At 59.3% G+C, this 2,372-nt stretch carries 2 protein-coding genes; both read left to right on the top strand.

Annotated features, from left to right (window positions below; all coding sequences use genetic code 11):
* Window positions 1–1,381: long-chain-fatty-acid--CoA ligase (locus VF672_RS23070; RefSeq protein ID WP_331107276.1), on the top strand; the 1,381-nt coding region annotated here is incomplete at its 5' end.
* Between the two features lie 365 nt (window positions 1,382–1,746).
* The coding region (locus VF672_RS23075; protein WP_331107278.1) for a DUF1302 domain-containing protein at window positions 1,747–2,372 on the top strand (626 nt) is incomplete at its 3' end.

The following is a 2,372-nucleotide window of genomic DNA, read 5'->3' on the forward strand; positions in this document are numbered from 1 at the left end:
CGTGCGGCTGTCGCCCGAGCAGATCCTGTTCACCATGAACCACGCCGAGGACAGGTTCGTGCTGGTCAACAGTGAGTTCGTGCCCCTCTACAACGCCATGGCCGGGCAGCTGACGACGGTCGAAAAAACGCTGTTACTCACGGATACCGACACGACAACCGCCGACCTGCCCAACCTTGTGGGCGAGTACGAAGCGTTGCTGGCCGCGGCAAGCCCGCACTATCGGTTCGAAGATTTCGACGAAAACTCGGTGGCAACCACCTTCTACACCACTGGCACGACAGGCAACCCCAAGGGTGTGTATTTCACCCATCGCCAGTTGGTCCTGCACACCCTGGCGGTCGCGACGATCATGGGCAGCGTCGAAGGCATGCTCGGTGGCGACAAGGTTTACATGCCGATCACCCCGATGTTCCACGTCCATGCGTGGGGCGTGCCGTATGCCGCCACCATGCTCGGTGCGAAGCAGGTGTATCCCGGCCGTTACGACCCCGAGTTGCTGGTAGCGCTCTGGCAGAAGGAGAAGGTTACGTTTTCCCACTGCGTGCCTACCATCATGCAGATGGTTTTGAACGCCAAGGCTGCGCAGAACATGGACTTCACCGGCTGGCACATCATCATCGGTGGCAGCTCGCTTAACCGATCGCTGTACGACGCCGCGAAGGCCAAGGGTATTCAGCTGTCGGCGGCCTACGGCATGTCCGAGACCGGCCCCTTGGTGTCGGTTGCGCACCTGAACGACGACTTGATGGCGGCCAGCGAAGACGAACGCACCACCTACCGAATCAAGGCCGGCGCTCCCGGGGTGCTGGTTGAGGCGGCGATTGTCGATGGCGAGGGTAACTTTCTGCCTTCCGACGGTGAGACTCAGGGCGAACTGGTGCTGCGTGCCCCGTGGCTCAGCGAGGGTTACTACCGCGAGCCGGAGAAAGGCGCCGAGTTATGGGCCGGCGGCTGGCTGCACACCGGTGACGTGGCGACGCTGGACAGCATGGGCGGTATCGACATCCGCGACCGGATCAAGGATGTGATCAAGACTGGCGGCGAATGGGTGTCTTCATTGCAGCTGGAAGATCTCTGCAGTCGCCACCCCGGCGTGCGCGAGGTGGCCGTGGTGGGCGTCGCCGATCCTCAGTGGGGCGAGCGCCCGTTTGCGCTGCTGGTGGCGCATGAGGGTCATGTCCTCGATGCCAAAACCCTGAAGGAGCATCTCAAGCCGTTTGTGGAACAGGGGCACATTAACAAGTGGGCGATTCCGAGCCAGATCGCCCTTGTTACCGAAATTCCCAAGACCAGTGTCGGCAAGCTCGACAAGAAGCAGATCCGCCAGAACATCCTCGAATGGCAGGGCAGTAACAGCGCTTTCCTCTCAACACTCTGACGCGTTTCTTCGCGGCCGTTTTCATCGGTTAATTACCCTGAGAATGTGCCGCGAAGGCTCTACTCCGGCGTCTTCCTTGCCAGTTCTTCTTTTTCAGCCATGCTCCCCCTGCGTTGTGATTTGCCACTCTGGAGTCGGCGTGCCAGAGGCGTTGGCGCTGTAAATCACACTTTAGAGGGATCAAGCAGCAGCACCTGCTGGCTATAGTCGGCAGTAGGTAGGTACCGGAGAAAAAGCGCGGTGATCGTTTCGCAGTTGATTGGCTGCCCGATCGGCGTTCATACCCAGGCACTGCGGCCCGTCCGCCTGAGTCGTTTCTGGAAGCACCCACTGCCATAAAAATAAAAGCACATGGAGTAGCGTCGATGACATCAGCAAACCTGTTCTGGCGCCGGGCTAAATTGCCTCTGGCCGTCAGCCTCGCTTCCACGCTCGCCGGTCCTGCCTTCGGCGTCAGTTTCAACATCGGGGAAATCGAAGGCAACTTCGACTCGTCGCTTTCTGTGGGGGCGAGCTGGTCCACCCAGAATGCCAACAAGAACCTGATCGGCTCCAACAACGGCGGTCACGGTCTTTCGCAAACCTCAGACGACGGTCACTTGAACTTCAAAAGCGGCGAAACGTTTTCGAAGATCTTCAAGGGCATCCACGATCTTGAACTGAAGTACGGCGACACCGGTGTGTTCCTGCGCGGCAAATACTGGTACGACTTCGAACTGAAGGACGAGGGCCGCGAGTTCAAGGACATCAGCGATTCAGGCCGCAAGGAAGGCGCCAAATCCTCGGGTTTCGAGCTGCTCGACGCGTTTGTCTATCACAACTACTCCATTGCCGATGAGCCGGGTTCGGTGCGTCTGGGCAAGCAGGTCGTCAGTTGGGGTGAAAGTACCTTCATCCAGGGCGGCATCAACAGCATCAACCCGGTCGACGTGTCCGCGTTCCGTCGCCCTGGCTCGGAAATCAAGGAAGGCCTGATTCCGGTCAACATGTT

Origin of the sequence: Pseudomonas sp., assembly GCF_036387035.1 — a bacterium.
Classification (GTDB): Bacteria; Pseudomonadota; Gammaproteobacteria; order Pseudomonadales; family Pseudomonadaceae; genus Aquipseudomonas.